Annotated in this window: 35 protein-coding genes and 1 riboswitch; of the genes, 11 read left to right on the top strand and 24 right to left on the bottom strand. The window is 41.1% G+C overall.

Annotated features, from left to right (window positions below; all coding sequences use genetic code 11):
- The first annotated feature begins 66 nt into the window (after positions 1-66).
- Positions 67-417: a hypothetical protein gene (locus tag QNI29_RS07480; RefSeq protein WP_284526942.1), complete on the top strand. Its 351-nt coding sequence runs from the start codon at positions 67-69 to the stop codon at positions 415-417.
- Positions 418-502: 85 nt separating this feature from the next.
- Here QNI29_RS07480 and QNI29_RS07475 read toward each other — a convergent pair whose 3' ends face one another.
- The 4 genes from QNI29_RS07475 to QNI29_RS07460 all read right to left on the bottom strand — a co-directional run bounded on the left by QNI29_RS07475 (position 503) and on the right by QNI29_RS07460 (position 2,455).
- Positions 503-964 (bottom strand): hypothetical protein, encoded by a 462-nt coding sequence (locus tag QNI29_RS07475; RefSeq protein ID WP_231415754.1) that lies wholly within the window; start codon positions 962-964, stop codon positions 503-505.
- 30 nt (positions 965-994) lie between these two features.
- A complete protein-coding gene (locus QNI29_RS07470) occupies positions 995-1,432 on the bottom strand; it encodes a hypothetical protein (protein ID WP_231415753.1) in 438 nt (145 codons plus the stop codon).
- Positions 1,433-1,494: 62 nt separating this feature from the next.
- Positions 1,495-2,052 carry a hypothetical protein gene (locus tag QNI29_RS07465; RefSeq protein ID WP_231415752.1) on the bottom strand — a complete coding sequence of 186 codons (558 nt, stop codon included), beginning with the start codon at positions 2,050-2,052 and terminating at the stop codon, positions 1,495-1,497.
- A 43-nt stretch (positions 2,053-2,095) separates the two neighbouring features.
- On the bottom strand, positions 2,096-2,455 hold the full coding sequence (locus tag QNI29_RS07460) for a YobA family protein (RefSeq protein ID WP_231415751.1): 360 nt from the start codon (positions 2,453-2,455) through the stop codon (positions 2,096-2,098).
- A gap of 278 nt (positions 2,456-2,733) precedes the next feature.
- Here QNI29_RS07460 and QNI29_RS07455 point away from each other — a divergent pair, with 278 nt between their 5' ends.
- From QNI29_RS07455 to QNI29_RS07440, 4 genes are all read left to right on the top strand, one after another.
- Positions 2,734-3,192, top strand: coding sequence for a DUF6843 domain-containing protein (locus tag QNI29_RS07455; protein WP_231415750.1), 459 nt, complete (start codon positions 2,734-2,736; stop codon positions 3,190-3,192).
- A gap of 173 nt (positions 3,193-3,365) precedes the next feature.
- The gene (locus QNI29_RS07450; protein WP_370635470.1) at positions 3,366-4,856 is read left to right on the top strand and encodes a spore germination protein; all 1,491 of its coding nucleotides are present in this window, start codon (positions 3,366-3,368) and stop codon (positions 4,854-4,856) included.
- Positions 4,857-4,859: 3 nt separating this feature from the next.
- Complete coding sequence (locus tag QNI29_RS07445; protein ID WP_231415748.1) at positions 4,860-5,942, top strand: GerAB/ArcD/ProY family transporter; 1,083 nt, start codon at positions 4,860-4,862, stop codon at positions 5,940-5,942.
- Positions 5,939-7,051, top strand: a complete 1,113-nt coding sequence (locus tag QNI29_RS07440; protein WP_231415747.1) for a Ger(x)C family spore germination protein — start codon at positions 5,939-5,941, stop codon at positions 7,049-7,051. The genes QNI29_RS07445 and QNI29_RS07440 overlap by 4 nt, the downstream gene beginning before the upstream one ends.
- A 105-nt stretch (positions 7,052-7,156) precedes the next feature.
- Here QNI29_RS07440 and QNI29_RS07435 read toward each other — a convergent pair whose 3' ends face one another.
- The 14 genes from QNI29_RS07435 to QNI29_RS07370 form a co-directional block, all read right to left on the bottom strand.
- Complete coding sequence (locus QNI29_RS07435) at positions 7,157-7,516, bottom strand: hypothetical protein (protein ID WP_231415746.1); 360 nt, start codon at positions 7,514-7,516, stop codon at positions 7,157-7,159.
- Positions 7,517-7,609: 93 nt separating this feature from the next.
- Positions 7,610-8,041, bottom strand: a complete 432-nt coding sequence (locus QNI29_RS07430; RefSeq protein ID WP_231415745.1) for an NUDIX hydrolase — start codon at positions 8,039-8,041, stop codon at positions 7,610-7,612.
- A gap of 428 nt (positions 8,042-8,469) precedes the next feature.
- A complete protein-coding gene (locus QNI29_RS07425) occupies positions 8,470-8,670 on the bottom strand; it encodes a hypothetical protein (RefSeq protein WP_284526939.1) in 201 nt (66 codons plus the stop codon).
- A 23-nt stretch (positions 8,671-8,693) separates the two neighbouring features.
- On the bottom strand, positions 8,694-8,933 hold the full coding sequence (locus QNI29_RS07420; RefSeq protein WP_231415744.1) for a hypothetical protein: 240 nt from the start codon (positions 8,931-8,933) through the stop codon (positions 8,694-8,696).
- 208 nt (positions 8,934-9,141) lie between these two features.
- Positions 9,142-9,360 carry a hypothetical protein gene (locus tag QNI29_RS07415; RefSeq protein WP_231415743.1) on the bottom strand — a complete coding sequence of 73 codons (219 nt, stop codon included), beginning with the start codon at positions 9,358-9,360 and terminating at the stop codon, positions 9,142-9,144.
- 31 nt (positions 9,361-9,391) lie between these two features.
- Positions 9,392-9,958, bottom strand: a complete 567-nt coding sequence (locus QNI29_RS07410) for an AAA family ATPase (RefSeq protein ID WP_231415742.1) — start codon at positions 9,956-9,958, stop codon at positions 9,392-9,394.
- 39 nt (positions 9,959-9,997) lie between these two features.
- Positions 9,998-10,195: a hypothetical protein gene (locus QNI29_RS07405; protein ID WP_231415741.1), complete on the bottom strand. Its 198-nt coding sequence runs from the start codon at positions 10,193-10,195 to the stop codon at positions 9,998-10,000.
- 63 nt (positions 10,196-10,258) lie between these two features.
- The gene (locus tag QNI29_RS07400; protein WP_231415740.1) at positions 10,259-10,603 is read right to left on the bottom strand and encodes a VOC family protein; all 345 of its coding nucleotides are present in this window, start codon (positions 10,601-10,603) and stop codon (positions 10,259-10,261) included.
- Positions 10,604-10,761: 158 nt separating this feature from the next.
- Positions 10,762-11,043 carry a hypothetical protein gene (locus QNI29_RS07395; protein ID WP_231415739.1) on the bottom strand — a complete coding sequence of 94 codons (282 nt, stop codon included), beginning with the start codon at positions 11,041-11,043 and terminating at the stop codon, positions 10,762-10,764.
- A gap of 157 nt (positions 11,044-11,200) precedes the next feature.
- Positions 11,201-11,479 carry a hypothetical protein gene (locus QNI29_RS07390; protein WP_231415738.1) on the bottom strand — a complete coding sequence of 93 codons (279 nt, stop codon included), beginning with the start codon at positions 11,477-11,479 and terminating at the stop codon, positions 11,201-11,203.
- A 78-nt stretch (positions 11,480-11,557) separates the two neighbouring features.
- Complete coding sequence (locus QNI29_RS07385; RefSeq protein WP_231415737.1) at positions 11,558-11,908, bottom strand: DUF2200 domain-containing protein; 351 nt, start codon at positions 11,906-11,908, stop codon at positions 11,558-11,560.
- A 43-nt stretch (positions 11,909-11,951) separates the two neighbouring features.
- The gene (locus tag QNI29_RS07380; RefSeq protein WP_231415736.1) at positions 11,952-12,746 is read right to left on the bottom strand and encodes a phosphatidylserine decarboxylase; all 795 of its coding nucleotides are present in this window, start codon (positions 12,744-12,746) and stop codon (positions 11,952-11,954) included.
- A 126-nt stretch (positions 12,747-12,872) separates the two neighbouring features.
- Complete coding sequence (mmuM, locus tag QNI29_RS07375; RefSeq protein ID WP_231415735.1) at positions 12,873-13,826, bottom strand: homocysteine S-methyltransferase; 954 nt, start codon at positions 13,824-13,826, stop codon at positions 12,873-12,875.
- Positions 13,792-15,174 carry an amino acid permease gene (locus QNI29_RS07370; protein ID WP_231417535.1) on the bottom strand — a complete coding sequence of 461 codons (1,383 nt, stop codon included), beginning with the start codon at positions 15,172-15,174 and terminating at the stop codon, positions 13,792-13,794. Before QNI29_RS07370 ends, mmuM begins: the two co-directional genes overlap by 35 nt.
- A gap of 107 nt (positions 15,175-15,281) precedes the next feature.
- Positions 15,282-15,386, bottom strand: a riboswitch (SAM riboswitch).
- A 236-nt stretch (positions 15,387-15,622) separates the two neighbouring features.
- Here QNI29_RS07370 and QNI29_RS07365 point away from each other — a divergent pair.
- The 3 genes from QNI29_RS07365 (at position 15,623) to QNI29_RS07355 (ending at position 16,628) form a co-directional block, all read left to right on the top strand.
- Complete coding sequence (locus QNI29_RS07365) at positions 15,623-15,835, top strand: helix-turn-helix transcriptional regulator (RefSeq protein ID WP_231415734.1); 213 nt, start codon at positions 15,623-15,625, stop codon at positions 15,833-15,835.
- Positions 15,825-16,238 carry a hypothetical protein gene (locus QNI29_RS07360; RefSeq protein WP_231415733.1) on the top strand — a complete coding sequence of 138 codons (414 nt, stop codon included), beginning with the start codon at positions 15,825-15,827 and terminating at the stop codon, positions 16,236-16,238. Before QNI29_RS07365 ends, QNI29_RS07360 begins: the two co-directional genes overlap by 11 nt.
- Before the next feature lie 228 nt (positions 16,239-16,466).
- Positions 16,467-16,628 (top strand): YfhE family protein, encoded by a 162-nt coding sequence (locus QNI29_RS07355; RefSeq protein ID WP_188652667.1) that lies wholly within the window; start codon positions 16,467-16,469, stop codon positions 16,626-16,628.
- 76 nt (positions 16,629-16,704) lie between these two features.
- Here QNI29_RS07355 and QNI29_RS07350 read toward each other — a convergent pair whose 3' ends face one another.
- Positions 16,705-17,718 (bottom strand): DUF2268 domain-containing putative Zn-dependent protease, encoded by a 1,014-nt coding sequence (locus QNI29_RS07350; RefSeq protein ID WP_231415732.1) that lies wholly within the window; start codon positions 17,716-17,718, stop codon positions 16,705-16,707.
- Between the two features lie 33 nt (positions 17,719-17,751).
- Complete coding sequence (locus QNI29_RS07345) at positions 17,752-18,210, bottom strand: hypothetical protein (RefSeq protein WP_231415731.1); 459 nt, start codon at positions 18,208-18,210, stop codon at positions 17,752-17,754.
- A 153-nt stretch (positions 18,211-18,363) separates the two neighbouring features.
- On the opposite strand from QNI29_RS07345, the gene QNI29_RS07340 reads away from it, so the two are divergent.
- Positions 18,364-19,209 carry a protein-glutamine gamma-glutamyltransferase gene (locus QNI29_RS07340; RefSeq protein WP_231415730.1) on the top strand — a complete coding sequence of 282 codons (846 nt, stop codon included), beginning with the start codon at positions 18,364-18,366 and terminating at the stop codon, positions 19,207-19,209.
- 180 nt (positions 19,210-19,389) lie between these two features.
- Positions 19,390-19,485, top strand: a complete 96-nt coding sequence (locus QNI29_RS21175) for a YjcZ family sporulation protein (RefSeq protein ID WP_370635469.1) — start codon at positions 19,390-19,392, stop codon at positions 19,483-19,485.
- 103 nt (positions 19,486-19,588) lie between these two features.
- Here QNI29_RS21175 and QNI29_RS07330 read toward each other — a convergent pair whose 3' ends face one another.
- The gene (locus tag QNI29_RS07330; protein ID WP_231415728.1) at positions 19,589-20,059 is read right to left on the bottom strand and encodes a MarR family winged helix-turn-helix transcriptional regulator; all 471 of its coding nucleotides are present in this window, start codon (positions 20,057-20,059) and stop codon (positions 19,589-19,591) included.
- A 2-nt stretch (positions 20,060-20,061) separates the two neighbouring features.
- The gene (locus tag QNI29_RS07325) at positions 20,062-20,871 is read right to left on the bottom strand and encodes an N-acyl homoserine lactonase family protein (RefSeq protein WP_231415727.1); all 810 of its coding nucleotides are present in this window, start codon (positions 20,869-20,871) and stop codon (positions 20,062-20,064) included.
- Between the two features lie 141 nt (positions 20,872-21,012).
- Here QNI29_RS07325 and QNI29_RS07320 point away from each other — a divergent pair, with 141 nt between their 5' ends.
- Positions 21,013-21,645 (top strand): 2OG-Fe(II) oxygenase, encoded by a 633-nt coding sequence (locus tag QNI29_RS07320; protein ID WP_231415726.1) that lies wholly within the window; start codon positions 21,013-21,015, stop codon positions 21,643-21,645.
- Between the two features lie 126 nt (positions 21,646-21,771).
- On the opposite strand, the gene QNI29_RS07315 is transcribed toward QNI29_RS07320, so the two are convergent.
- Together QNI29_RS07315 and QNI29_RS07310 are read right to left on the bottom strand one after the other, a co-directional pair.
- Positions 21,772-22,080, bottom strand: a complete 309-nt coding sequence (locus QNI29_RS07315) for a putative quinol monooxygenase (protein WP_231415725.1) — start codon at positions 22,078-22,080, stop codon at positions 21,772-21,774.
- A 171-nt stretch (positions 22,081-22,251) separates the two neighbouring features.
- Complete coding sequence (locus QNI29_RS07310; protein ID WP_231415724.1) at positions 22,252-22,785, bottom strand: GNAT family N-acetyltransferase; 534 nt, start codon at positions 22,783-22,785, stop codon at positions 22,252-22,254.
- Between the last annotated feature and the right edge of the window lie 372 nt (positions 22,786-23,157).

The raw sequence follows: 23,157 nt of genomic DNA, 5'->3' as shown, positions 1-23,157 counted from the left end.
TATATTACGGAGTAAGATCCTAAAGATGCTCCTCATAATTACAATACAGTAAAAGAAAGAAGCATTATGACAAGGAATAAACTAACGGAAACAAGAAAGGATGGTGTAATCATGACCACAACGTCTTCAAAGAACACAAGAAACCAAACGACCAACGGAGTGTTAAACCCTAGAAGTACCGGCTTTAACATGGCAATCATATACGGGCTTTTATTTGTCCCATTAATGCTTGTTATGGATAAAGAAATTACGGTTGATCTATTAGCAATCCCTGCCTTACTCTTATATGTACTTGTTCAATTGATTGAATCCTTTATAACGAAAGGCAAGAAAGCAACCGTCCCCCAATGGCTAATAGTCGGCTCCTTTGTGGTTTCAGTACTAACAGCGGTCATTATGGCCATTGTTTCAAGTTGACTTTTTAGGTTTATAAGTGATCAGGGGCATCACTATCTTTTTTATCGTAGCGATAAGAAAAGTTCTTCTCTTGATGTCTTCTCCCTCATAACTTCTTAATCTTATAACCTTCAAGAATATTATGAACCACCCACGCTGCTAGAATAGGAATGAAGAAAAGGAATTCTAACTCTACATTTTGCAAGTCTTTCAAAAACAAACACAATGTCGACACGATGCCAATGATCCCCATCCCCAGCATTCCATCCACTCTTTGCTGCTTCCATTCCTCCTCCCCTACTCGCTCTTTATCAAGTTCTACCATCAGACGAGCCGTTTTAGTTCCGATTATTTTTCCTGTTTTAAACATATATAAAGAATGGACGGCAATGCTCCACGAAAACAAACTAAACACAAAGACAAGTACAAAAGCTGACCCTACCTGCCTTGCATAGAGAAACAAGAGTCCATAAATGATAAAGCCAATGAGAAATTGTATATTATTCTGGAGTAATCGCCTCTTCTTCAAGCGCTTCACAATCTGTTGATCCACATCTTTACCAGCCATCCTCCCCCTCCTTCTCTCTTAATCAAATCACTACCTACTCTGAAGCTCTTCAAGAAGAGGCATAAATGATTGATAAACCTCCACAAATTGAACAACCATGTAACCTACGACAATTGCAGCCACTCCCCCGTAAAGGAACATACCTATTTTTAAGAAGCGCGTTTTCCGCAGGGATAAATAGACCATCCAAAGAACACTAAACAAAACTGAACTTAATGCAAAAAGCAATTCTATAAGGTTACGACTTTGCCCTATTTCCACCATGACCTTTATAGCAAGTCTATTATCTTCTTCCTTCTCGAGCACGTAGGTTTCATCTTCATTAAAAATATGCTCCACCGTCACCGACCCTTTGGAAGCTGAAAACGTATATGGAGGGAAATGAATATCCAGTAAATTAAAAATGATTAATGGAATGAGGATTAGAATGAAAAACCCCGCCATGACCATTTTCATTTTTCTATTCATTTAGCACTCTCCTTTCAGAAGCTCAGGCCCTTTAAGACTGAAAGAAAGAGTCCCAAAGCTCGTTATCGATTCTCGTTATATTGCCAATCGGCTGGCTCGATCATTTCACTTTCAAAGGCTTTAAACATCAGGCTAATTTCATGAATCTTTAGGTCATCGTATTGAAGTTCTGACATCTTAGTCGACAGATAAGTACTCTCCCTTTTTAACTCCCCGCTGATTTCAGGCGGTAGATTCTCTGATTGATACGATGCTGCATCTCGAAGGGTTTTCGAGATCGCATTTAATTTATCAGACGCGCTGTCCAACCCCAGGTTATATCGATCTTCAGATAATCCAGACTCAATTAGATGATTGAATTGATCAAGTAGATCACTTTCAATTCGTTGCAGCTTCCAACTGGCTACAATGAGTTCTTCTTCCGTCATCCTACCTTCCGAAGCTTTAGATAAAAGCTCCCCATACCGATCAATCGATTCAAAGTTTTTCTCAACTTCCTCCGTATAACTTTTTTGCAACAATTCATGGTATGAAAAAAGCCGGTTAACTAAGAACCCGAGACCTATTAGAATAAGACTTGTTAAAACAACATAGACGAAACGTTTCTTGTTTTTACTCACCCAATCCCTCCAAACCAAAAGAAAATGACACCTCAGAGCTTCCTTACTCCACCACTTCAATCTTCTCTAATTCCGACTGGGGAGGATAAGACTCAGCGGATCCGCCTTTCGCCCACACGCGAACCCTTTGGCCAACCTCATACTGTTTAAAGGACTCAAACATATGCTCCTCCTTAAATGTATGCGCCTCATATTTCTTATCTGTTTGCTCAGTAAGGTCTCCAAAGCTTTTATTTATCGCTTGTTCTTTTGTAATTCCGCTTACTACAAGAATTTCGTGATCCTCCACTTTTACAAGGTACCCTTCAATCGTAGGTGATCCTGTAACTCCTTGATCGTCTCCACTACATCCAGCCAACGTAAACAGAATTAATAGAATCAAGATTCGTAGACTCTTAATCATCTCATCATCCTTGTGGATTTAGACTGTTTGAATTCCTAAAACTTCCTATTCGTTAATGCCAATTATTTCAAAATAAATAGCAACCTGCAAGCTACTATGGTTTAAACCTATACACATAAAAGGCTATCTACGGGAAAGTAGAATAGTAGAAAACAACATGGATTGGGATAAGAATAGGATTTAACTAATTTTACAATAAATGTTAAAATGTGAGTTGGTTTCTAACAACTATGGAGGTGAGGACGATCCTAAAAAAGATAATAATTGGGGTTCTTGTAATGGCACCTATTCTTTCTTTTGTTTTATATAAAATAAATCATCATCCTAGTGATGAAGTTTATGTATTACCTGAAGAATTTGAGGGGTGTGTAGGTATTTTTTATAACTTTGAAAATGAGAAATCTCTTACTGAGGAAGGTAACATCATTACTTATAATATCCCTAAAGATGGCATAGTAAAAACGTCATCACCTAACGATTTTGGTTGGGGTTATGAAGATCGTTCTGGTCTTAGGAATGTTACCTATTACTATGTGGATGATCGTGGAGACAGGAAAGAAGTGAATGAAGAAAACATGATTCATAATAAAGGTATGGCCATGGTAGAAACTACTTTACCAAATGGCAATGATAAGAGCGTTACTTTCACCCATTTCTATGTAGGAGAAGAAGATCAAATCCCAAAAGAAAAGTGTTTTCAATCTCAGGAAAAAATTAATGAAATTATAAATAAATAAATAAACCGTGTTACATCCATACCCTAACTCGTACTCTAAATTGGTCAGAGGGGACAGGTTCCTCGTCCCACGGGACAATGAACCTGTCCCCTTTTCCCATGTATAAACTCCACCCCTTTCAACTCATACTATCCCTAAAACCAAGTGACCGATCTCTGGAGGGCTTAATGTTTATGTGGAAGAAGAAGCCAACTCACGTCAGATCGCACGAACCCCTTGATACCACCTACTCTACAATTAAAGGGCTTCTGGACGATCTTATTGAATCCGATGACTTTATATCCTATCGCTATGGACCAGATGAAGCGTATCGTCTCTCTTATTTTCAGCCTCTAATCGATGCAGCTCAATTAGAGCGCCATGTGCTGCCGAGTATAGCTCAGAAAGTTGAGCCATTAGAGAAACTTAAAGAAACCATCTCGATCCAAAATTGTCAGGTTCACCACCAAGTCAAAGAAGTGCAAAACAAAGTAATGCAGGGGTTTGGCATGATTACGAACAAAGACAATCCTACTCAAGCTCTCCTTATCCCTTTAGTTCGCTCGGAAGGACGTGCCGTCTCACAGCCTGAAGTGGAATTTAGTGTACTCGGTCCAAAGGAAGCTTTTGTAGAATCCATTGACACTAACCTTTTGCTAATAAGAAAAAGACTGCCTATTCCACAGGTGAAAATAAAAGAAATTCGGGTCGGTTCGCTTACAAAGACGCGCGTTACCGTTATGTATATTGACGGGATCGCTGATGAGGAAAATGTAAATACGGTCACACAGCGGATCAAAGACATCCATTACGATGAAATAGTTGATAGTTCTTATTTGATTCAAATGATCTCAGATAATCCAAAGTCCATCTTTCCTCAACTTGTCTCATCTGAAAGGCCTGATCGAATTACAGGCGAATTGGGTGAAGGGAAAGTCATTGTGCTTGTGGATGGATCTCCCAATGTCATTTCTGGTCCGACCACATTAATTGAATTCTTCTCTGCTTTTGAAGATTATTTTATGAACTGGACCATTGCCTCAGCGATGCGTTTAATCCGGTTATTTGCTGTTTTCTTTTCTGTTTTATCATCTCCACTATATGTGGCCATCTTAACGTATCATTATGAACTTATTCCGATGGACTTACTTGCCACGCTGATTTCCTCCAGGCGGGATATCCCGTTCCCTCCTATCTTAGAGGCAATTATTTTAGAGCTAGCTATTGAACTGCTCAGGGAAGCTGGCGCGCGTTTACCGACTAAAGTTGGCCAAACAATCGGGATTGTAGGAGGTATCGTAATAGGGACCGCTGCTGTTGAAGCAGGGATCACGAGTAATGTCCTTCTGATCGTCGTTGCCCTATCTGCCCTTGCATCATTTACGACGCCGATCTATGAAATGAGTAACACCATTCGTCTCGTTCGTTTTCCGTTTCTTCTTATGGCACAATTCCTTGGGTTACTTGGGGTTTTCATAAGCGGGATCTTCGTGTTAGGGCATTTATTACGTTTAACATCTTTAGGACGACCCTATTTGGCCCCTGTTTTCCCGTTTCGTTTTAAGGAATTAAAAGATACCTTCATTCGGCTATCCTTCCGCTACCAGCAGAGCCGCCCTGTACAAATGAGACCAGAAGATTCTGTCCGATCTCAACCCACTCCATCTAAAAAAGGAGACGATTAATCGATGTCAAACGTCAGCCAAAATCAACAAATCTCTCCTTTTCTGGTATTCTTCCTTATCCACTCAATGCAGATCGGGGTGGGTGTCCTCTCATTTGAACGGGTCATTTCTGAGAAAGCGGGACATGATGCATGGATGAGCATTATCCTAGCCGCTCTCTTTTCCCATATCCTTTTATGGATGATCTATTCTGTTGTAACGAAACACGATCAAGATATCATTTCCATTCACCAATCTCTTCTCGGAAAGTGGATAGGTAATGTACTCTCATTAGCTTTACTAAGCTATTTTGCCTTAATTGTATTACAAGTACTCCGGGTTTATATTGATGTGATCCGGGCTTGGATTTTTCCAGAGACCCCCGTGTGGTTGCTAGCTCTTCTCTTTTTATTGTTGAGCTACTACTTTGTATTAGGAGACTTTCGAGTGGTCGCTGGCATTTGTTTTTTTGGCGTCCTATTGCCTCTCCCACTGCTTTTGTTGAAGATTTACCCAATCCAGGATGGTCATGTAACGAACCTAATTCCTTTTTTCGAAGCAGACGCCGTTTCTCTCTTGAAAGCGTCTAAAGAAATGACCTTTAGCTACGTCGGAATTGAATTTCTCCTTCTTTATTATCCTTTTATTAAAAGAGGGAAAACATCAGCTCGTTATGCACACTTCGGCTTACTGTTGACGTCATTCATTTATCTGTTTAGTGCGCTCGTTACGTTTATGTACTTTTCCCAAGGACAGTTGCAACACGTCGTTTGGCCCACTCTTGACTTATGGAAGACGGTTGATTTCCCATTTATAGAACGATTCGAATATGTCGGTATCGCCATCTGGCTTCTTGTGATCTTGCCTCAAATGGCTTTAGGACTGTGGTGTATCTTGCGCGGCGTGAACCAGATGATCACCCTTCACACCCGATTGATTGGCTACGGAATTGTTCTTACCCTTGTCGTCGCAGCTTCGCTTATTCAAGGACGTGATGCCGTTCAAATGCTCAATACCACCACCAATCAAACGTCCTTTATTGTACTTGCCTGTTACATTCCTTGTTTGTTTCTTCTTTCCAAAATCAGAAGGAGGCAAGGGCAATGAAGAAAATTTCTATGCTACTTCTCTCAAGTTTCCTATTCATCAATGGTTGTTCGGAAAAGTCTATCATTGAAGATATTCAAATCGTTCAAACGATGGGCTATGACTATGTAGATGAGGAATCTATACAAGGCACCGCTGCTTTATCGGTATATGGTCAATCTGAAGCAGAATCGACTGTTAAAAATGTGAGCATCTCCACAACTGCTCATTCTGTAAATGATATGAAAAACAAGCTCCAGGAAACGAGCTCACAACCGATTCGAAACGGGAAAATAGAAACCATCTTATACAACAAGAAATTAGCTGAAAGAGGCGTTTATGAGTTTATTGATTACTTCAGCCGTGATTCGAGTATTGGCAGAAATGTGCAACTACTCATTGTAGACGGGAATGCTGAATCTTTATTATCTGCTTCCTATGAAATCGCCCCAACCGTATCGATGTACTTGCGAGACCTTATCAAACAGAACCTAGAGCAAAACTTGCCTACTGTCAATTTTCATGAATTCTTATACAGCTATTACGGAGAGGGAATGGACCCTTTCATGCCTCTTGTTCAAAAGGAAAACGGCGAAATCAATCTTAGCGGCCTTGCTTTATTCGAAGATGACCGCCTCGTTGATCAAATTGGAATGGACGACCTCTTCATCTTTAAAATGCTGTATGAAAGCGTTCAGAATGGAATTTATGAGTTCACCATTCAAGAAGGTGGAGAGAGCTCATCAGAACCCAATAGCAACTACATTGTGACAGAGGCGATCGGATCGAATGTGCACTATGAGATTACCGATGCGACAGATGCTCCTGAAATTACAATTCATGTGAAGCTAGAAGGGAAAATTAACGAAGCTGTTTCCTTAAAGAAGAAGGAAAACTCAAGACGATTGATTGATCATGTTGAAACCCATATGGAAGAAGAATTGCAGGAAAAAGGGCTTCAATTGCTCCAGAGAATTCAAGAGAAAAAGATCGATCCCCTTCGCATTGGTGACCGTACAAGAGCTGTCACAAGAGGGTGGAAGGAAGAAGATTGGAAGAAGATTTATCCTAAAGCCACTTTTAATTTGAACATCGACGTCCACATTACTCAGACCGGAATTTCTAAATAAGCTTTGTGATGAAGACATAAAAAAATGAAGCAAGAGAGAAGAGCTCTTGCTTCATTCCATTAATACCTGTTAAACCAATTGATGAAAAACTTCAAGTTACAAGTATTACTCAGACGAAAGCTCAATCATTTCTTCTTGATCATCCCATTCAATAATCATTTGAAATTCTTGTGATTCTCTCGCTATGTTACAGCCAGAACATTGTGAAGGACTCCCTTTATATGTCCCCTCGTCCAAACTCACATTTCCGTTATGCTCATCACCGAGCTCGAAGTGAATGTCTTCCGGTGGAGTGTCATCACCAGTATATCTAATCTCTAAGTTTGAAGATTGACTATTTTCACCTTTAGTCTTCACATGGTAAGTAACATCCCAATGATCGCCCTCTCCTGTAAAATCAATACGATTTTGGTTGCAAGCGACTAAAAGGATCGATAGCAGAAACAGCATTAGAATCTTTTTCATGAAAAGCCCCCTATTTTACTCAGGATCCCAGTAAACTTTTACAATCAGAGATCGATCTTTTCCTATATACCAGAAACACCTATGCTCAAGCATTTAAAAATCAATGCAAAATGGTTGAGAAGCGTCGTCTAAGCAATATTCAATTCGTTCTCGGAAATTGCTCACCTCTACCATCTCAAGCGCCTTGTCAATCGGATAAAACCCAACTTCAAGACTCTCTGAAGATGTGGTGCACTCCCCACCAATTGGCTTAGCCAAAAACAATGTATTACAGATCGATCGGTTCACATTTTGAAAGATCCCGCAAAATTTTAGAATTTCAACCTCAATCCCTGATTCTTCTTTTGTTTCTCTAATGGCCGCTTCCTTTAAAGACTCCCCTTCTTCTACTTGACCTCCAGGCATTTCCCAACCTCTCTTCGGTCCCTTAATCAGCAAAATCTCATTTTTCTCATTAAGTACAATCGTTGCAGCTGAAACGATATGTTTGGGTGGTGTGTATACATTTGGACTACTTTTTGTCATAAGGATCTCCCTTTTTCAAACGGTTTGATTTCCATACGGTTAAAGCGATCGCCGTTGTCGATAAGCTCCACATCAAGAACTCCCATCTTCTAGTAAGAAGGGAAAGGAATCCTAACAACAGTGGACTACCTATTAGAATCATGAATGAGATCTTTTGAGAACGATTGATTGAAATACCTCCTATGTATGCGAAAAGCTCCCACTATTATTGTTTTACCTTCGGGCGTAAATTCTTCTCTAGCTTTAATGACAAAATACTTTGTAAACTTTTGTAAATTAGTTTACCTTATTATTCTATAATTGCAAATAGTAAGATAATTCTTATCGTATAAATTTCCTTAAGCCTGTTCACCTTTTTATCCATCATCAAAGTCGATGCGGCGATGGATAAAAAGATGAAAGAGTTAGCTCAAGAGGTAGACGGTAAATTAATGTCTCGATTTTATAAAATAATGATATAAGCTTACCAATCCTATAACAATTAGGACAGTCATAGCGACACCATAAAATATGGACTTAGAAGTGTAACCAATCGAATCCATACTACTTACCGCAGCAGAACCTAAAACAAAAAATAATACGACTACTAGCAATAATCGATTCTTCATATATATGTACGCTCCAACCATAAAAACGCCTTATCAAATCCTACTTAAACGTAGATAATGATAGCTATAATGGCGATAGACGCAATAAAGTATACATAGTCAATTTGTCTTCTTAACAGAAAAGATAGTATCCCTTTACTTAGATATACAATGGATAGCGCTACACCGAAGTAAATCATCACTACATTATTTGGCGAATCAAACACTAAAATGATCAACGGAAGAGCTACCATAAATAAAGCAAGGAGCAGGTAGGTGAATCGTTCAAGCTTTTTTAAGTTCATGGTGGACATCCCTTTCGTATTATGGAAAAACCTTGTTTCATTCATATTTGGTTAATGAGATTAGGAGAATCCAAATGCTTTCTCTTGTTAAGATTATACAAATCGTCAGAATCCTTTTCAATAATATGAAAAAAATTGAAACCACTTGGAAGTAAATGATAACCTAGCAAAAGATTAGATAGAAATGACGCGTACCTTTAAATAATCTCTAAGTAACCACACCATCTTCAAAATAACGATGCTTCGCTTTGTCATAAATCATTAGTATTTCTTCAGTGATACCCCGAGCTTCCTTCCTATTAGGAGCTTCATCTAATTCTACTTTTAATGCAGCTACTTGCTCTTCTTCCCTATGGTTCAATATATCTTTAACCCGCACTACTTCCCTTTCCATTACATCACCAGCTTTCCAAAAATAGTTGCCCACCCTTATTCTAATTTGACAGAATTCACTCTTTTCATAATCGATTGGAAAGCTCCACGATACTCTCCATAACACCTTCCACTTCATCAGGGTCTTGAATAACAAAAAGGTGGTCCGCTTCCCCTTCTTTCGGATCGGTCACACCTTCATAAGAAGACTCCGCTTGCTGACGCTCAAGAATCTCATCAAAATTCGAATAATCACCCCTGAAGATCGTGGTCTTTCGTTCACTACGCTTCACTCGCGCGCGGAGGAGGTCATCCTGTAGATCAAAGTGAACCACTATTCGAACAAATTCGTCCGGAGGATAGATGTTTTTAAGCAACTCCTGTCTTCCTGCTTTAGTGCGATTCGCACTACTGGCGATGATGTGAAGGTTCGTATGTTCTTTAGCATAATTCACGATTAACTTAGAAATCGAGTGCTTGAGCGTATTGGGGCCGTCTTCTGGTTGGAGCTTTTGGTAATATGCATTTATAAATTCAGCATGGTTATCTTGGTCCATCACAAAAGAATGATCAAGCTCCCTTTCTAAAGCTCTGGCGAATGTGCTCTTCCCTGAGTGGGTTTTCCCTACGGTTAGAATGGCTAGTCGTTTCATTTCTCCTCTCCTTTGTTATGGATTTAATCCTTCTGCTTTTTAATGCTTATTCCTATTCAACTTTATGTTGTGGATAATATCTAACAGATAATATCCAGACAATAATAGAAAGGTAAGTAAATAAGAATGATGAAAGTAGTCGTTTTCTGTTACATTAATCAGTTTCATGACCACCACAGTACCTAAATGTACAAAAGCTAAGATTAGGAAAACTTTACTCCAACTACGTAAACTCATGGTCGAATTTCTCCTTACGTCATTCCAACAATCATGATTTGCTTACATTTCCGTGACTCCTGCTTATTCAAAAAAACAAACTTGCAATCTATTCCCATCTGGATCGTAAAAGTCAAAATAGTGATTGAATCCATCTTCATGTAGAGAATCCACCTGCACCCCTTGCTCTTCTAATGACTTATGTAGTTGCTCAATAGTGTTAGAGAAGAATATCGGATAGCTTCCATTCGTGTGCCCCTCACTTTTTCCTTCTTCAATCGTTAAAGGCACGCCGCCCTCTCCAACATTTAACACAACATAACCTTTATCCTTAAACGCTACACGAAACCCCAATACATCCTGATACCACTTACTAGATTTCTCAACGTCTCTAACCTTCAGACAGATCGTATCAATGCGTTCAATCATGCAATCCCTCCATCAACATAAAAAAGAAAAGGATATCCCTCCGTCGGTGATATCCTCTTCTTTCTACTATTCGTTATGAAAGCACACAAACCTGCTCAACCACCTTATTTTTCCAAGACGAAGGGAGGGGACAAGGGGCCTGCCCCCCCTTATCCCTACTAAGGTCCAAACAAAAACGTCCCCCATAGTTGAGACAATGGCGGAAAGAATAAAACGATAATCGCTAAATTGCCGTAGAATCCTGTTTTTCCGATCCTTTTTGTCTTCACAGAAACGCTATTAAACCGTAGGAGGACCCATCCCATAAATCCAACCATTAACCCAATAAAACTGATTCCGTAAAAGATTAAGAAAGGCGAACCAAATACTGAAAAATCGAAAAAGCCCATTGAAAGGGATAAGAGTAAAAGAATGAATCCGATCCAGTTGCATGTCTTCACAAAGATCTTCTCGATAAGAATTCCTCCCTAACCTTCAGTGTTCTCTTCTTTATCTACGATGAAAAAGAGCGTTTGTTTCACCCAATTTGGCAAAAATAAAGAAGCCCTTCCTAAGCTTGTTCAAGCTAAGAATACGCTTCTTTTACTAGACGAAATGTCAACTGCTTTCATTTGTTTTCATAATATTCCGTATAATAGGAACCAACAAATAAGCGAATATTTCAAAAATCATAGCCGCAGTAACGAGTACTCCTAACAGTGCTGCAAATTCTACACTAGTAATCATAGCGAACAGATAAGCTATAGGGAGTGCGAAACTGACGACAAGACAGGTGACAATCTTCCTCTTCTCATAACGCGAAAACATGCGAAAGGCGATCACACCTAAAATGGCCGCTATAGAGAATAAACCCAACAAGATCAATCCATCATTCATTGAAAACACCCCAATATGTAAAAGTTCTTCCAGTTTATATTAACATATTTAACCAAAACACAGAAGAGCGCCTTCCTTTTAACCTCGTAAAATCTTCTCCATCTTCTTCCCCTTTGCTAGTTCATCAATCAGCTTATCCAAATAGCGAATTTCTCTCATTGTTGGTTCCTCGATTTCTTCTACTCGTACCCCACAAATAACGCCTTTGATAAGGGTCCTTGATGGGTTGAGGTGAGGAGCTTTCTCAAAAAAGGTTTCAAAATCTGTTCCATCCTCCAAAATTTGCGCCAGCTCTTCCTGACTGTACCCTGTTAACCAACGGATAATTTCATCCACTTCTTCCTTCGTACGCCCCTTCTTTTCCGCTTTCTTTACATAATGGGGATATACATTTGCGACACTCATTTTATAAACTTTATGTGGAGCCATCATCTTCCTCCTTTTTTGTTTGTCTTTTATTATATCATGATGCTCATTCTTTTGAAGAAGACTTCTTCACCACTACAGGTTCTCCAACTCTAATCAAAGATTTCTCCTCCAATTCAGGATGAAGATCGACTTGAGCCTTCTCGAATAAAAGAACTACCGTTGATCCAAAGGAGAAATACCCGATCTCTTCCCCTTTTTCAACTTGGGAGCCGGGGTGGGTTAATTCGATGGTGTTGATCCACATTGCTCCTACTTTCACAACCGCAAAACGAGTTCCATCTTTCTGCTTTAAATCGGATACGATCCTATAGTTTGTCGATAGAGGTGACTCTCCTAAGGTTAGGCCTAGTTTGTTTACCGGTGAGGACTTTCCTCCAAGCTCATGCTGCTTTGTCACAACGGCATCGGCTGGTGAGTGAATGCGATGATAATCTGACGGGCTTAGGTAGAGAACGATAAATAAACCATCCTTGTAGCGCGTACTCATCTCTTCATCGCTCAATAAATCTTCTATAGAGTAAGAAAGACCTTTCACCTCGATATGACTTTTATTCATCCGCCCAAATCGCTCCACCCGAGCATCGACCGGACTGACTAATACGTTCTCATCACTGTGGATTGGCCTGGCTCCATCTTTTAATTCCCGTATAAAGAAATCTTCTAAAGAGGTATAGGCTTTCCGCTCCTTGTAAGCCTCGTCTTCTATTATATGAAACAGCTTTACGTAGGTTGGAATGAGCCATCTGCTCAATGAAGATTGACTGATTCTCTGCAATCCACGACCAATCAAAGGGTTGTTCAATAGGCCTATCAAACCACGGTACACCTGTTTTTTCATACGATCCCTCTTTCCTAGAACCCGTTCTTCTTTTATAGATAGACTTCCCTAAAACGTTTCTTGATAAAAGGAGGGGGCTCCCTCATTCAAAAACCCCGGGCACATGTTTGGGCCCAGGGTTTAAGATCAGGCTTTATTCTTCCATTTCAAAGAGAGCTCTTTCACATGCTCAGGGGTCGTTCGGCAGCAGCCTCCGATCACCCGGGCCCCTGCTTTATACCATGCCTCAGATTGTGCGGGGAAGCTCTCGCAACTCTCTGAACCATGCCAGGTTTTCGTATCAGGGTCATAGCTCTCACCCGAGTTTGGGTAGACGATAATCGGCTTTGTAGTATAGTTATGCAGGTTCTCCACTGCATCTGTGACAACTTCTAGCGGAGCGCAATTCACGCCGATTGCTGCTAATTGACTATTTCCTTCAAATTCATTGGCGACATCTTTAAGTAACGTGCCGTCGCTGATCGTTCTTCCATCTGTAAGCGTGAAGGACAGCCAAGCATAGACCTCAGGGGTTTCTTTTAAAATCGAAGCAAGAATACGGGCTTCCCGAAACGAAGGGATGGTCTCGATCGCTAAGAGGTCTGCACCCGCTTCGATAAGAGCTTCCATACGCGGTTTATGAAAAGCATACAGTTCCTCATCAGTAATGCTATACTGTCCGACGTACTCTGAACCATCCGCAAGATAGGCACCGTATGGACCAACAGACGCTGCTACGAGCGGTCTCTCCCGGTCGGGGTCTTCTTCTAGTACTTTATCGCGGGCTTCTGTAGCCAGCGTAACCGTTTTTCGAATCAGCGACAGGGCTTCCTCTTTTGTGAAACCTCTTCCCCCGAAGCCGTCCACCGTTGCCTGGTAGCTTGCCGTAATGGAACAATCCGCACCTGCACGGTAATAATCAGCGTGTACTTGCTTAATCGCCTCAGGCTGTTCGAGCAATACACGAGCCGACCACAATGGATCATCCAAGTCACAGCCGTACCGTTCTAATTCCGTCGCCAAGGCTCCATCGAGCACTAGGACATCCTGACGGCTTAATAAGGATTCAATGGGATTTAATCGATTGAGAGGTTTTGACATGATTTATTCTCCTTTTCTTCATAAATTGGTTCACATAATAACTTCCATAGCATAAGGCAATAAACGGGATGCCACAGTAAAGGGCAATTCGCTGCGTCGGATCAAAGGCAATCCCTACACATGAAGCCAAGCACAGAGTAAATGCCGCAATCGGAACTACTGGATAAAATGGCGCTTTGTAGGCTAAGTCAGTTTCTTTATGCCCTGCTTTTCGATACGCTCTTCTGAACTGGAAATGCGAGGCGCTGATACTCATCCACACCACTACAACAGCCAGGCCTGATATCGATACCAGAACAATATACACCGTGTCCGGCGCAATCACACTAGACAACAACGCAAGGCCCCCGCCGATCATACTAAAGGTCATCGCGATCAGAGGTACTCCCCTACTTGATAACTTAGCAAAGACAGGCGAGATTGTTTCTTTATCCGCAAGTGACCAAAGCATGCGCGCAGATGCGTAGAGCCCTGAGTTCGCAGCGGATAATATTGCTGTTAAGATCACGAAATTCATCACATCCGCTGCATACGGGATGCCGATCCGGTCAAGAACCGCAACAAACGGACTTTCTACCACACCAGCCACATCCGTTGGTAGCAGCGCCGAGAGGACAACGATCGTCCCGATAAAAAAGAGAATTAAACGGACAAGTGTTGTGCGGATCGCTAGCGGAATCGTTTTGGACGGATTAACCGTTTCTCCTGCTGCAATTCCAATTAATTCTGTTCCGGAAAAGGCAAAGTTTACCGCTAGCATGGTCATCAATATGGCGGTCACCCCGTTAGGAAAGAGCCCCTGACTTGTAAAGTTTGATAACACAGAAGTGGGTTCGCTATTCGTCACCGTGACCCACCCAAACATCGCTCCAAATCCAATAAGGATAAACAGAACAATGGCTACAACTTTTACAGAAGAGAACCAAAACTCAGCCTCTGCAAAAAACTTCACGCTAAAAGCATTCAAACTGAAAATTAAAGCAGCAAAAAAAGCACTCCATATCCAGACGCTAACATCCGGAAACCACCGCTGCATTAATAAGCCAGCTGCTGTAAACTCAGAGCCTAATGCAACAGTCCAGGTCAGCCAGTACAGCCAAGCAACGGTAAACCCGGTTCCTGGTCCTATGTAGTTGTGGGCATATGTATGAAAGGCGCCCGTCTCCGGATTTTGAACCGATAGCTCCCCGAGGCAGAGCATAACCAAATACACTACAAGAGCTCCAATACCATAAGCGAGAATCGTTCCAAGGGGCCCAGCTTGGTGAATCGTATAGCCAGAACTTAGGAACAACCCTGTTCCAATTACACCCCCAAGGGAGAGCATAACCAAATGCCTTGTTTTCATTTCCCGTTTAAACTGATGTTCCAATTTTCATTCCCCCTAACTTTAGTAGGGTGAACATACAAAAAACGCACTCTCATGCGAGTGCGTTTAACTGACAATAACGAAAGCTCTTATCGATCAGGATGGTTCACCCGCTGGAATTAGCACAGTGTCATCTTCGACCTGTTGCTGAGGCTTCAAAGGGCCAGTCCCTCCACCTCTCTGGATAAGAATATTTTTTTATTACTCTACTAGTCTTTGATTTAATTGTCAATATAGTTGTAATTTTCCTGATCTTTTTGCATTTACGTCTTTATTAATATTTTTAAAGTCGACTCAATGAAGTGCATAAAGATGGAAATCTTTTTAAATCCTTTATTTTCTTTTATTGACTGTAAATACCACTAGTTGTAATATGAAGTTAGCTTCACATGAAATAAACTTCACATCCTATGTAGGTGATCACTTTTTGAAAAACCATATTAGAAGCCTTCGAAAAGAGGCGAACATTACCCAACAAGAATTAGCAGACATCGTTTCTGTCTCGTCAAGAACCATCATTTCATTAGAAAAGGGGCGATATAATCCATCTGTTCTTCTGGCCTACAAGATTGCCAGAGTCTTAAATGTTCACATTGAAGATCTATTTATATTTGAAGAGGATGATGAAAATGAACACTAAGCATGTACGGAATTTAATTCTAACGATTGTATTAGCAGGAATCGGGATCGGTACCTTTATCACAGGAATCGTGAATGACGACCTTCCTTTTGGAGTAGCGGGACTAGGCTTTGCATTAGCGGGCCTCTCCATTGAAATGTACATACGAAGCAGAAAAGATACAACAACAGCAAGTGGTGAAAAGCGTAGTGAGATTGAGAAGAATGATGAGCGGAATATCCTGATTAATGCTAAGTCTGGTGAGGCGGTTAATTGGATTATGGATGGCATGATTGCAGTTGCCTTTGTCCTTTCTGTCTCCCTCGATGCTTCAACAATTGGGCAAACGCTTCTCTTTTCTTTATTGATGGTACGAATCATCATTCGTCCTATTGTGAAACGATTTTACGAACTCAAAATGTAAGGGAGGGCTTACGTAATCGGTGAAGAAGAAACGAGATCAAATGACAACGAAGTCTCTGTGTTACCCGGTTTGGTCCTAACCCCATTTAGATTTGTAAAGGCGATCGTGAAGTATTTCTTGAAATTATGGACCAGCATATAAAAGAAATGATTAAAGAGATGTTTCAACCAAAAATTCAGCGGGAAGGCTATAAATGTACAACGAATTCCAACAGAAAGGATGAGATCAATGTATAAGAGATCACAATACCAGCCTGTCGGAGGAGAGAACGATACATCAGCGGCGAAAGAAGTAATCTATTCTAAAGAATTTAAGAAAGCCGACATCGCTGGCGGGTACCGCAAACCAAAATTACAAGAAGCAAAAAATAGTAACCCTCAGTTACCGTAAAGGGGATTACATGAGAAAAAGCAGCCTGTGATCAGGCTGCTTTTATTCTTGTTATCTATCATTTCTATATAGCACCTTACACTCCATCAAAATCATCAGCAAAACGACTTCCCTTTAGGATTTCTTCTGGTCCCATTTTGGTCCACTCTTCTACCGTTACATCGGGGTTATTCTTTATAAAATCCTGAATGATCATAAGGCCTATTTTATAATTCGCCCATTTTGGAATCCTCTCATTGCCGTCTCTGAACTCTACTAAATCCTCACCTTCATAGGTATACCTTCTTTCGTTCACCCAGTTTATGACTTCCGTCTCTTCTTCTTTCGTCAATTCTCTCGTCCAAGGAAACTCAGCTTCGGGGTAAATCCCTTCTGCAAAGGCATCGGCTTCCCCTTCTACAAGGGCTTCCTCGACCAAATCAACTGGTCTTTCTGGATGCATTTCGTAATAGGCTAGATGATGGTATTCATGGGCCATTGTGTAAGAGAGGGCTTCCTCTGTATAATGTTCAGGATCGATCTCGAACCAAACCAGTGCATCCGTAGTATGAGCTAAGACACCGTCCATTTCATCTATAAGAGAAAGCTGATCGGGATTAAAGGGGAACACATAGATCTTTGTAGGACGATCGAGTTGAAAGCGTTCCACAGACTTCTCTAAAGATTCTTCAATGTAATGGACGATCTCTTCATAACTCGAGTCCAACTTTTGCACTGACTTCCTGAGTGCATCAATATTCTTCGGAGGTCGCACGTCCCCTCCCCGTGTATCACCAAACTCCTCTTGACGAAAAGGGTTAACGACCTTTGACGCGTAAGCTTCTGTTTTACTCTCTAATGGGTTCTCTTCCATAAACTCAATATAATCAAGCGTTGAATCAAAAGCAGGCACAACCTCAAACTCTTGATCTCTTATCGTTATGTAAGTCGGCTCGGTATGTTTCAGTGTGTACCCTTCTGTTTCCTTTACGTGCCCCTCATCCTCAGGTGCTTCTGGTGTTGTAGGAGAAGTCACCTTTTGCGTCTCTTCTCCCTGACAACCAGCCAGAACGAGGAGCCCCAATAAAATGATTAACACGATACGGTTCATCTCGTTCGCCTCATTTCTATAATAAATTAACTTTTACTCTACTTTATTACTTCGAATGAACTGCCCTAACGTTGTTCCTACTCCCGCTCCGATAAGAGGAAGAAAATCATGGAAGGCGTTCATCCTAATACCGCTCCAATCTACTACAAATAAACAAACCGTGAAGACTAGACTTACGACAATAAGGATGGTCGTCTCTATTTTCTTTTTACCCATCCACTCTTTCTCCCCTATACGATCTCGTTCAAAAGATTCGCTATACCTTTTATCCTTTGTGCCAATGATCTTTCCTGTCCTGAGCGTGTATAACGATCCACCTGCAAACGCAGTCATTATAACGCAGAAGGAAGCAAGAAGGACGAAAGCTCCATTCTCATAATGGAACCCATAAATCATAGAACCTATGATGAACGCCCAAAAAATAAGAGAAATTTGAATGGATGATCTTCTTTGTGATCGCTTTACTTTATCCAGGTCCCAAACTTGTTCCATAATCTAAACTCCTCACCTCACTATCTCCTAGTCTCGTATTCTTATATACGGATCACTTACCAATCCGTTTCACCATATCCAGTATTATACATATTTCCTTAACAGCGTCCTAGAAACATGTTTCGCGCCTTGCCCGAATAAACTAACAGAACAATGACAGAAATGGGGAATGCCATTGTGATACAAGTTGCAGGAACTCAAATACAATCCCTTTCTTCCTTAAACGTTTCAGGAGTGGATCTTGAAATCCTCGAGGGGATGAGGGATGCGGGGGAGCTCTTTTCTTTTCCGTCTATGGATCAATTATGGTTTGCCCTTAGACTTCGCAAGAATATGACCCTTAGTGCGAAAGAAATGAGTGAAGGAGAATCCACGTTTCGTGGCTTCAGTGCCGCTACGTGTAATCCTGAATACTGGTACTTAACACCGGCTGGAGGATTTCTTCAGAAGCCGAACGTCTATCCAACTAGTGGGATCTCAGATATCTTTACAAACAGTTCTTTATATGCGTTTGAATGCGCAACGGCTTGCGTCATAAATATGTATCACGCGATGAGTAAAAGTATGGAACAAACTACGTTCAACACCGCTTTTCAAAATATTTATCTCTACAGCTGGAATACAGACCCTGAACTTCGTCTTTACACGTTTCATGCGAACTTTTACCTGCCAGGGGATGTGGTTTATTTCAATAATCCGGATTACGACCGAAGCAATGCCAATTATAGAGGAGAAAATGCTGTGGCAATGGGCGGTGGGAAGTTCTTCGGCCATGGATTTGGAATCGTAACAGCTGAGGAGATGATTGAAGCCCTAAACAAGAAGCGTTTTCCAAACAGCAACCGCTCTGCTTACTTAACGTCTTTAGTCACCCGCTTCTCACCTGAGGTTCATTCCGGACTGTACAGAGATCATAGAGTACCGCCGGTGACGATTCACCATAATAAAATCTCCATCTCGTTTTATCAGTATATCCGTTACCTTTACAAAGGCAGATAAAGCCGGGACACGAACCCATTTTGGAAGGAGACGGGCTCGAAACGGAGCTAGGTGCGTATACTGTAGTGACAAATAACTAGTCTGAAAGGAAGAATGAATATGTACGCAAATGTTAATGCTCCTGCAAATGTTAACGCACCTGCGAACGTTGCTCCTTCTTACGTATCACCTGCTTACGGGATGATGCCTTGCCGCAATGACAACACGTTTGTCCTAATTGTGGTTCTGTTCATCCTCTTGATCATCGTTGGGGCTTGCTGCTATTACAACTGCTAGTCTATAAAGCCATCTGTTAGAAAAAAACAGACATGAGGAGTCTTTTCCTTGTGTCTGTTTTTGTGTGGCTTCACGCCTTCTGTGGTTCTGTTTCTCCATTCCTTTACTCTTCGTCTAAGAATCCCCGTTTCTCTATCGCTCCCGTATTGCCTAAACCTTTTAGAAGCTTCCCCATCAACGCGTTAGCTTCTTGAAGTTCCTTCTCATTAAGCTGATCGCTAACCTTTTCGTGGATTTGATCTTCAACGAGAGTGACGCGTTCTGATTTCTCACGGCCTATCTCTGTTAATTGCAGAATCGTCGACCGGCTATCATTTGGATTAGGCGTTCGTTCGATCAAATCTTCTTCCACCAAACGCTGAATTAACCTCGAAGGACTCCCCGTTTCACAGATCAGAAGACTTCCGAGCTGTTTAAGGGATAATGGTCCATTTTGTTGTAATACACTTAGTACCTCCGCTTTTGATGAGGTTAAGCCTAATTCGGATAAGGATTCATTGTAGATTCGATTCCCCTGCCTCTGGGCAGCAAGAATGAAATAGCGTAAACGCTCCGCTTCCTTTTTCCCGGTCATTCTTACACCAACCTCCCTTCTCGTACATCTGCATCATGGTTCGCGAGCACTGCATAACAATCCTCTCGTTTAGAGAATGTTTTCACCCAGTCCAGTGAAGCAACAGCTGCTTCGTGATCGACCATCAAACCAGGTAAGTGACCTTCCTCCCATGATTTCACCGCATATCCAACATCACTTGCTAGTAACACCCATCCTTTTACCGTCTGCACCAACACAGACCACTGCCCCCGGCTATGTCCTGGTGTGTGCACAAGATAGACGGTTCCATCATTAAATAAATCAATACCCTTGCAAAATGGACCGTATGGAATCACTTCAAGTGGCAAGGGGTCTACAGCTACTCCCTCCCACATGGACTTTCGGTAGCCGATTTCTTTATGCGCTGCCTTCCATTCTTCTTCTGAAACGATAATTCTCCTGGCTTTTTCTACATGCTTCAGCCCACTTACATGGTCTGCATGCATATGGGTCAGAACAACCGTATGTAACGAGTTCAGGTCCTTCCCTTGCTCTCGTAACCGTTCACCCACCGACTGTCCAAGAGGCAGATCTCCTTGAAACATCGAATGAGAGAGCAACCCTAAATGGCGTCTTTGATGAGTTCTGATATCTTCATGCCACCCTGTATCCACTAACACATCCCCTTTTGGATGTTCGATTAAATAAACAGACACGGGCACCCACCGCTTCTTTTTCCTTCCCCTTAACCACCCTGAATATGGCATCGGGTGAAGCGTCTTCTCTTGAAAAGCTAGTGATTGATCAATTCGAACAGAACCCGTATGCCAAACATGAACTTTCGTCTCCAAATCATTCTCCCCCTAAATACATGGCGTGTCATCTATTTTTCAGTATGAATGACATGTCATGTATTTACAAGAATTTACTTCCCCTTTCATATTTCCATAGATTCGCCCATATAATCTATCAAACAGAAAGGGGAGTCTATCATGACCGCTCAAGTTGAACGTGAAGCAACCATCTTTTCACATAAAGGAAACCGCATCATTACGGAGGACCGCACGATCTCTGTTATCTCAAAAGTAGAAGAGCCTCTTATTGTAGTGCTAGATAACGTGGCAAGTGAGAAGGAATGCGATCGCATCATTACTACAAGCCAGGACCGGTTAGAGCGCTCTAGGATCGGACAAGCAAGGGAAACAAATGAAATGAGAACAAGCAGCGGGATGTTTTTTGAAGAAAATGAGAACACACTGATCCACCGCATGGAACGACGCCTCTCCGCAATTATGAATGTTCCCATTGAGCACGCCGAGGGACTGCAGGTCTTGCGGTATCAGCCTGGCCAAGAGTATAAGCCTCATCATGATTACTTTAAGCAGTCAGATAACAACCGGATCTCGACGATTGTGTTATATCTAAACGACGTCGAAGAAGGTGGCGAAACGCTTTTCCCACACCTCGGACTATCTGTAACGCCTAAAAAAGGGATGGCCGTGTATTTTGAGTACTTTTATCAGGACGCGTTGCTTAATGAAAAGACACTCCATAGCGGCAATCCTGTGGTTCAAGGAGAGAAATGGGTCGCAACCCAGTGGATGAGACGGAAGCCTGTGCGATAGAAAAGACTCGGTAAGGATGAACCTCCCCTCATGAGTAGTTCGGTTGTGGAACAAGACACACGAAAGCACATAGAAAAACGCAGTGGTCCAACCCCTGCGTTTTTCTATGCTTTATTGACTTCTTACTTATGAAAGACCTTTCCCACCTTTTGTTTTTAAGGTGCTGATTCTTTCCATTCCAGTAATAATGGGTTTTGCACGTTCTATTAGTGTTTTTGTAGCTTCAAGAGTTAGAGACGCTTGATGAGCATTTTCGTCACTCCAAACTTCATACACATAAACAGAATTTGGTTCACTTTCTGAAATATTTACAAGGTAGATCTCACAATCCTCAAGATGTTTCATTGATTCTGCTGCTTCTAGCAATAGATCTACCATTGTGTCACGTTTGCCTTCTTGTACCATGAATTTTCCAAACAAACTGAATTTGTTCATTAGGTGCTTCCTCTCGTATTTATTAACCCGTTAAATGTTTCTACATCCGATCACTATATTATTTCCACGAAAAATAATTGAGCCTACCAAACTAACCTGCTCTGTTAATAAAAGAAGCTTTATTCTGCAATCGCACTATATACTAGAAGCGTTGAAATTAAGAGATCTGGTTTAATTTTCGTTAATTAGACCAAAAACATAATGATCTACATATGTGTCGTACAATAATTCTGATTTTTCTAGACATCCTTCTTTTGTAAAGCCTAATCTGTATGGGATGGCTAAACTTTTTTCATTCCCCGTTGCTACTCGTATTTCTATACGCTTAAGCCCAAGCTCATTAAAGCAATAGTTTATGACTTCTTGACACGACTTTGTCATTAACCCTTTTCCTTGAAAAGAATCCCCAAGCCAATACCCTATGGAAGTAGATTTATTTGACCAATTAATCGTATGTAACCCTACGATCCCTGCTAACTCTCCTTTATACCAGATCCCCGCCTGGAAGCCATCATTGTTACAGAATTGCTTTAATGTCCCCTCAATAAATCCCTTAGAGTTCTCTACTGTCTTTGTATGATCAATCCATGGTAACCATTTGCGGAGATTATTTCTTGAAGCATCAGTGAGTTGAAATAATTCTTCAGCGTGCCGTACTTCTAGTAAACGAAGCTCCGTGTCATCGTTAATTTTATATTTAAACATGTATTATTCCCCTTTCGTTTTTACAGCATAGAGGGAGATTCTCTTCTTGGATAATCGCACTCAGCACTCATTAAAACAATACAAAAGTTACCTATTAATTTTGTTCTTATCAAATTTAATCCAGCCAAAAAATATAATTAAAGTAGTCATAGGAAGAAAAGATGGTATCCAATGCTGTTTTATTGGCAAAAGAATAAATAGCATAGCTGATAGTAAGATTAAAGGAAGCACCCAAATAAAAAACAATCTTACATATTTATTTTTAAAGCTCAGCTCGAATTCCTCCATTATTTCCCCCCCTTACTCTTGAATACGAAGATCCCTAGGTTGCCTATTAATAGACCTTGCTAGTTTCATTTTTTATACCTCTGA

The sequence above is a fragment of the Pontibacillus chungwhensis genome (assembly GCF_030166655.1).
GTDB lineage: Bacteria > Bacillota > Bacilli > Bacillales > BH030062 > Pontibacillus.
This window is presented reverse-complemented; position numbering and strand designations above follow the sequence as displayed.

Excerpts from the sequence above, each read along its gene's own strand:
- QNI29_RS07350 (WP_231415732.1), bottom strand. The coding sequence starts at position 17,718 with ATGAACCGTATCGTGTTAATCATTTTATTGGGGCTCCTCGTTCTGGCT.
- QNI29_RS07475 (WP_231415754.1), bottom strand. The coding sequence starts at position 964 with ATGGCTGGTAAAGATGTGGATCAACAGATTGTGAAGCGCTTGAAGAAG.
- QNI29_RS07310 (WP_231415724.1), bottom strand. The coding sequence starts at position 22,785 with ATGTTTAAATATAAAATTAACGATGACACGGAGCTTCGTTTACTAGAA.
- QNI29_RS07425 (WP_284526939.1), bottom strand. The coding sequence starts at position 8,670 with ATGGTTGGAGCGTACATATATATGAAGAATCGATTATTGCTAGTAGTC.
- QNI29_RS07480 (WP_284526942.1), top strand. The coding sequence starts at position 67 with ATGACAAGGAATAAACTAACGGAAACAAGAAAGGATGGTGTAATCATG.
- QNI29_RS21175 (WP_370635469.1), top strand. The coding sequence starts at position 19,390 with ATGATGCCTTGCCGCAATGACAACACGTTTGTCCTAATTGTGGTTCTG.
- QNI29_RS07405 (WP_231415741.1), bottom strand. The coding sequence starts at position 10,195 with ATGAGTTTACGTAGTTGGAGTAAAGTTTTCCTAATCTTAGCTTTTGTA.
- QNI29_RS07420 (WP_231415744.1), bottom strand. The coding sequence starts at position 8,933 with ATGAACTTAAAAAAGCTTGAACGATTCACCTACCTGCTCCTTGCTTTA.
- QNI29_RS07400 (WP_231415740.1), bottom strand. The coding sequence starts at position 10,603 with ATGATTGAACGCATTGATACGATCTGTCTGAAGGTTAGAGACGTTGAG.
- QNI29_RS07445 (WP_231415748.1), top strand. The coding sequence starts at position 4,860 with ATGTCAAACGTCAGCCAAAATCAACAAATCTCTCCTTTTCTGGTATTC.
- QNI29_RS07360 (WP_231415733.1), top strand. The coding sequence starts at position 15,825 with ATGAACACTAAGCATGTACGGAATTTAATTCTAACGATTGTATTAGCA.
- QNI29_RS07435 (WP_231415746.1), bottom strand. The coding sequence starts at position 7,516 with ATGAAAAAGATTCTAATGCTGTTTCTGCTATCGATCCTTTTAGTCGCT.
- QNI29_RS07470 (WP_231415753.1), bottom strand. The coding sequence starts at position 1,432 with ATGAATAGAAAAATGAAAATGGTCATGGCGGGGTTTTTCATTCTAATC.
- QNI29_RS07440 (WP_231415747.1), top strand. The coding sequence starts at position 5,939 with ATGAAGAAAATTTCTATGCTACTTCTCTCAAGTTTCCTATTCATCAAT.
- QNI29_RS07430 (WP_231415745.1), bottom strand. The coding sequence starts at position 8,041 with ATGACAAAAAGTAGTCCAAATGTATACACACCACCCAAACATATCGTT.
- QNI29_RS07315 (WP_231415725.1), bottom strand. The coding sequence starts at position 22,080 with ATGAACAAATTCAGTTTGTTTGGAAAATTCATGGTACAAGAAGGCAAA.
- QNI29_RS07460 (WP_231415751.1), bottom strand. The coding sequence starts at position 2,455 with ATGATTAAGAGTCTACGAATCTTGATTCTATTAATTCTGTTTACGTTG.
- mmuM (WP_231415735.1), bottom strand. The coding sequence starts at position 13,826 with ATGTCAAAACCTCTCAATCGATTAAATCCCATTGAATCCTTATTAAGC.
- QNI29_RS07340 (WP_231415730.1), top strand. The coding sequence starts at position 18,364 with ATGACAGAAATGGGGAATGCCATTGTGATACAAGTTGCAGGAACTCAA.
- QNI29_RS07355 (WP_188652667.1), top strand. The coding sequence starts at position 16,467 with ATGTATAAGAGATCACAATACCAGCCTGTCGGAGGAGAGAACGATACA.
- QNI29_RS07450 (WP_370635470.1), top strand. The coding sequence starts at position 3,366 with ATGTGGAAGAAGAAGCCAACTCACGTCAGATCGCACGAACCCCTTGAT.
- QNI29_RS07320 (WP_231415726.1), top strand. The coding sequence starts at position 21,013 with ATGACCGCTCAAGTTGAACGTGAAGCAACCATCTTTTCACATAAAGGA.
- QNI29_RS07385 (WP_231415737.1), bottom strand. The coding sequence starts at position 11,908 with ATGGCTCCACATAAAGTTTATAAAATGAGTGTCGCAAATGTATATCCC.
- QNI29_RS07345 (WP_231415731.1), bottom strand. The coding sequence starts at position 18,210 with ATGGAACAAGTTTGGGACCTGGATAAAGTAAAGCGATCACAAAGAAGA.
- QNI29_RS07370 (WP_231417535.1), bottom strand. The coding sequence starts at position 15,174 with ATGAAAACAAGGCATTTGGTTATGCTCTCCCTTGGGGGTGTAATTGGA.
- QNI29_RS07410 (WP_231415742.1), bottom strand. The coding sequence starts at position 9,958 with ATGAAACGACTAGCCATTCTAACCGTAGGGAAAACCCACTCAGGGAAG.
- QNI29_RS07455 (WP_231415750.1), top strand. The coding sequence starts at position 2,734 with ATGGCACCTATTCTTTCTTTTGTTTTATATAAAATAAATCATCATCCT.
- QNI29_RS07380 (WP_231415736.1), bottom strand. The coding sequence starts at position 12,746 with ATGAAAAAACAGGTGTACCGTGGTTTGATAGGCCTATTGAACAACCCT.
- QNI29_RS07330 (WP_231415728.1), bottom strand. The coding sequence starts at position 20,059 with ATGACCGGGAAAAAGGAAGCGGAGCGTTTACGCTATTTCATTCTTGCT.
- QNI29_RS07390 (WP_231415738.1), bottom strand. The coding sequence starts at position 11,479 with ATGAATGATGGATTGATCTTGTTGGGTTTATTCTCTATAGCGGCCATT.